This is a genomic window from Arthrobacter sp. H14, assembly GCF_000520495.1.
GTDB lineage: Bacteria > Actinomycetota > Actinomycetes > Actinomycetales > Micrococcaceae > Arthrobacter_C.
Genome location: NZ_KI914703.1, coordinates 2,488 through 6,489, shown reverse-complemented (window position 1 = coordinate 6,489; position 4,002 = coordinate 2,488). Strand labels below are relative to the sequence as shown.

Genomic DNA, 4,002 nt, shown 5'->3' with positions numbered 1-4,002 from the left:
CTGGCCGAGCTCAACGCTGCACTCGGGGCCCCGCCGCTGGGCTTCGCACAGTGGGATCTCGACTATGCGTCACAAGAGCTTCGTGATGCCGGGTTAACGATCGAGAGTCAGGCCGAAGCGATGATCCCCACCGTCTTCGCCGACGTGGGGGCTGTGATCGGTTTTGTGCAGGCGGTTGGATGGCAAGTCCCCGGTTTCACCATCGCCGACTACTTGCCCCAGCTGCGGCGCCTGCACGACAGAATGGCCCGGAATGGGCCCTTTACCGCTTACTCCCACCGTTTCCTGCTCCAAGGACATGCGCCTGAATAAACTATGCCTGCAGTGGCAGCAACAAATCCCTTACGGTCCCGACGGTTATGGTTCTTCTTCAGGCTCCGTAGGGGGCTTACTCGGTCTCAGATAGGTCTCGATGGCACGTGCAGGAATCCGGAACGACCGGCCAAAGTGCACGGAGGGAAGTTCACCTGAATGAACCCGGCAGTAAACCGTCATCTTAGACACCCGCAGCACAGCGGCCACTTCCTCAACGGTGAGCAGCTCAAGACTACGGAAATGGTCGGCCATCATCGCTCCTGAAACCAGCGTTGATGCGCGGCAGGAAATTCTTGACAAATAATGTGGCCCCCAATAGCGCCCCTTCCCCGGTAGCGGGCACTACCGCATTCCCAAGGCTTGGGTACATCCTAGCCAACCCGGATCAGGATATACATAGATAGGCTGTTGTCGCCGCAAACGGCATCCATAAGTGGTTTTGGCACATCGGGCTTCAAGCCTTAGTCTTATGCCGTAACGGGGCATGTCGTGCCGCTAAGCAGGAGCGCCGACCGCGGCTGCACTGCGAAAGGGCGCGCCACGATGGCCGAGAATTCTCATGGTCCACACAGGACAGTGAAGGACCCTTATGGACCCCGGTGGTTATTGTGGGTTTTCCTCGTTATCGCGATACTTCAGGCCGTGATCGTCGTAGCCACGCCGTCGAATACCCTTGATCTCGTAATACTCATTGCGCTTGCCTCGGTCGCTGCCGGATCCCTGATCATGCTCATACTTTCCCACCGGGCGAAACGAGTCGGGCCTGAGGAGCAGGACTCGGAAGATCTTTAGGTCAGCGCCTTGGACAGTGGCCTCCCAGCCGGTAGATTGATTCGCAGCCTTCGACGAGCTGTACGCCCAGACGGTGCCGCGGGTCTACGGTCTGGTCAATCGGGTGATCGGTGACCGTACCCTTAGCGAGGACGCGATTCAGGACGTGTACCTTCAAATCTGGTCTGCCTCCCACAATTACAATCCCTGTCTGGGCAGCCCCCTTGCCTTGGTCATGACCATCGCCCACCGGCGGGCAGTGGACATAGTACGCAGCGAACAACGCTCCAGACACCGCATAATCAAGTACTCTCTGCAAGCGGAACAGCCAGACCACGATCCGGTAGCCGGGCTCGTCGACCGCCTCGCAGCAGCCGAGTCGCTTGGCGGGTGTAAGCATGCACTGACGGACCTGCAGCGCGAGTCGATTTACTTGGCGTACTACGACGGCCTGACCGGGACAGAAATAGCCGCTGCGTTGGGAGTCAACGTCTCTACAGTCAAAACCAGAATCCGGGACGGCATCCTGCGTCTGCGGGCCTGTCTCGCTGAAGAACACGGGCAGAACCAGGCCGACCGCTAACGTTCCAGTCCGGCCATGGCTGTTTCGCACGCAAACCATCCGGGGTACCAGTGGTGATAAATCGGCCGTGGTTCATAGCCATCAGTTATAGAAGCTCTATGGTGCGCTCTCGATGGAGAGGATGACAACATCGACTCGTTGGGTCGGCAATCCCGCCCGTTCTATAGTCTCGGTTGCGGCCTGTTGCACTTTTTTGGCCGTATCGACTGAGCTGTGGGCGATGTCGGTGGCCAGTTCGATGGTCACCTGCGCTCCGTCGTCGGCCACTTGCAGGTGAATACCATCCCGGCCGGTCGATGCTGCGTCCGAACCGGGGCGGATCCACTTCTGCAGTCCCCTTCTGGAGGCCGCTTGTACCCGGGCCAGTGTGCTCCAGAGGGTGGGTTCGAGGCGTATCACCCCTGGTATTTCCGATATGGTCCGTTCCAGCATCTCCGCCAGCGTCTCGTTATCGACCGCCCGTCCGGTGATGGGTTGTTCAGGCATCGTACAGGTCCTCCACGATCACATCGATTTGCCGGGAATTGAGTGCAACCTGCGCGCTGACGACGGCGATCACCCGCTCGCGGAGAGCTTCCATGGTGGGTGGGATGCTCAGGGCCGCCGAGACGGCCACTTTCAGTGTCAGGTGGATATCGGCTGCATCCACCTGACTCCCTTCTGCTGAGGGGGCCGGCCGGTATGGGTCGATGCTGCACCGGCGTGCGCGGACTCCCGGGAGGGTGTCCGCGGCGAACCGGACCAGGGCGGCAAGCGCCTGAGCGCTGATCTGGATGGTTCCTGTCTTGGTGTGGGTAAGTTGGATGCGGTGGCTGCGGCGCACCTCGGCGCGGGCGACTGTCATGATGGTTTCTTTGACCCGGCTGGAGGGGTACAGCCCCCTCCGGTCCTGCCCGCGCATTGCCTCGGTGACGCTGGCGAGGTTATAGAGCGCGGCCCGTGCCTGTTGGCAGTCGCGGCATGTCTTCTCGTGGTTTCCGGGCGGCTGGTCAATCGCCTCCCACAACTCATCAATCCGCCGGCCGCAGCCCAGCCGGGGGGTTTCGTCGTTCAGCGCCATTGGACCATCCGTTCCGCCAGCTGGTTTCGGGCTCGTGCAATGCGGCCACGGACGGCCGGTTCGGTGGTCTGCAGCATATCGGCGATTTGAGCGTATGAGTGTCCGTGCATTTCCCGCAACAGCCAGCAGGCACGCTGCTCCGGTGAAATGGTTTCGAGGATTTGGGCAAGCTGGTCAAGTTGGGCGGACAGTTCAGCTTCCTCCGCAGGACCGTTGACTGCCGCATGTTGGTCGATGCCGCCGGTCCGGGACTGGTGTTCCAGTTCCTCATTACCGGTCGGTGTTTCCTGGTGCGTCCGGCGCTGCCGCAGCAGGTCGAGGCATCGGTTGGTGCTGACCCGGTAGATCCAGCCGCTAAACGCTGCGGGACTCACCAATGCAGGAAGTTGACGCCACGCGGCGATCATGGTCTCCTGCACAATATCCTCGGCGTCCGCTGTGTTAAAAAGCATTCGGTAGGCGAGCCGGAAGATCCGCCCCTGATAGGTATTCACCAGGCGTTCGAAAGCGGCAAGGTCGCCGTCCTGAGCACGGGAGATCACGGTAATTTCATCGATCTCCGTCACCGATTGCGCCGGAACTTTGTCTATCTGTTCCAAGCGCCCTCCTATGTTTTGACCGGCCTAGCATCCATGCTAGCCCGCCCATATGGCCTGGGGCACCGGTGCCTGCGGAAAATTATTTGCCAAGGACCCGTGAGGATTCAGCCTGCCCCGCGTCTTTAACTGTGTCCAAGACGTTAAACCTTTCGAGGAGGAGATCTCCATGACGGACCAAAACGATACCCCGCGCCGTTCTACTGTTCCGGCCACCGGCGAAGAGCAGCAGCGCAATACGCCGGAGGAAAAACCCAAGAAGGTCGGCCCGCTGCAAACGGATCAGGGCGATACAACCATCGCGGAGACAGTGGTGCAGAAACTGGCCGGAATTGCTACCCGCGAGGTGCCCGGTGTTTATGCAATGGGGTCGGCCGCGCGCCGGGCGTTCAGTGGACTCACCGAGCGCATTCCCGGCTCACAGACTAACGCCAGCGGCGGCGTCAGCGTCGAAAAGGGCGAACGGCAGACAGCGATCGATCTGAGTATCGTCGTCGAACACGACGTCTCGATTGTCGAGGTCAGCCAGATGATCCGACGTAACGTAATCCAATCCGTCGAACACGCCACCGGCCTGGAGGTCCTCGAGGTGAACATCAGCGTCACCGATCTGCACCTGCCCGAAGACAACGACGACGAGACCTCGAACCGTGACCGGCTTGAGTAATGCAATCGGT

At 60.3% G+C, this 4,002-nt stretch carries 7 protein-coding genes and 1 pseudogene; 4 read left to right on the top strand and 4 right to left on the bottom strand.

What is annotated here, in order from left to right:
• Positions 1-312 (top strand): annotated as a pseudogene (locus tag Y707_RS31815) (hypothetical protein); the annotation flags it as partial.
• 45 nt (positions 313-357) lie between these two features.
• Here the strand turns inward: Y707_RS31815 and Y707_RS0120915 are convergent.
• Positions 358-567 (bottom strand): helix-turn-helix domain-containing protein, encoded by a 210-nt coding sequence (locus tag Y707_RS0120915; RefSeq protein WP_442853318.1) that lies wholly within the window; start codon positions 565-567, stop codon positions 358-360.
• 291 nt (positions 568-858) lie between these two features.
• On the opposite strand from Y707_RS0120915, the gene Y707_RS0120910 reads away from it, so the two are divergent.
• Both Y707_RS0120910 and Y707_RS28145 read left to right on the top strand, forming a co-directional pair.
• Complete coding sequence (locus tag Y707_RS0120910) at positions 859-1,107, top strand: hypothetical protein (protein WP_026536490.1); 249 nt, start codon at positions 859-861, stop codon at positions 1,105-1,107.
• A 58-nt stretch (positions 1,108-1,165) separates the two neighbouring features.
• Complete coding sequence (locus Y707_RS28145; RefSeq protein ID WP_081745062.1) at positions 1,166-1,669, top strand: sigma-70 family RNA polymerase sigma factor; 504 nt, start codon at positions 1,166-1,168, stop codon at positions 1,667-1,669.
• A 96-nt stretch (positions 1,670-1,765) separates the two neighbouring features.
• Here the strand turns inward: Y707_RS28145 and Y707_RS0120900 are convergent, their stop codons facing one another.
• From Y707_RS0120900 to Y707_RS0120890, 3 genes are read right to left on the bottom strand one after another with little or no spacing between them, the layout of a single operon-like run.
• Positions 1,766-2,155, bottom strand: a complete 390-nt coding sequence (locus tag Y707_RS0120900; RefSeq protein WP_026536489.1) for an Asp23/Gls24 family envelope stress response protein — start codon at positions 2,153-2,155, stop codon at positions 1,766-1,768.
• Positions 2,148-2,729, bottom strand: coding sequence for an Asp23/Gls24 family envelope stress response protein (locus Y707_RS0120895; protein ID WP_026536488.1), 582 nt, complete (start codon positions 2,727-2,729; stop codon positions 2,148-2,150). The genes Y707_RS0120900 and Y707_RS0120895 overlap by 8 nt, the downstream gene beginning before the upstream one ends.
• Positions 2,720-3,328, bottom strand: coding sequence for an RNA polymerase sigma factor (locus Y707_RS0120890; RefSeq protein ID WP_051442276.1), 609 nt, complete (start codon positions 3,326-3,328; stop codon positions 2,720-2,722). Before Y707_RS0120890 ends, Y707_RS0120895 begins: the two co-directional genes overlap by 10 nt.
• 166 nt (positions 3,329-3,494) lie before the next feature.
• Here Y707_RS0120890 and Y707_RS0120885 point away from each other — a divergent pair, with 166 nt between their 5' ends.
• Positions 3,495-3,992, top strand: a complete 498-nt coding sequence (locus Y707_RS0120885; protein ID WP_026536486.1) for an Asp23/Gls24 family envelope stress response protein — start codon at positions 3,495-3,497, stop codon at positions 3,990-3,992.
• Positions 3,993-4,002: the final 10 nt, after the last annotated feature.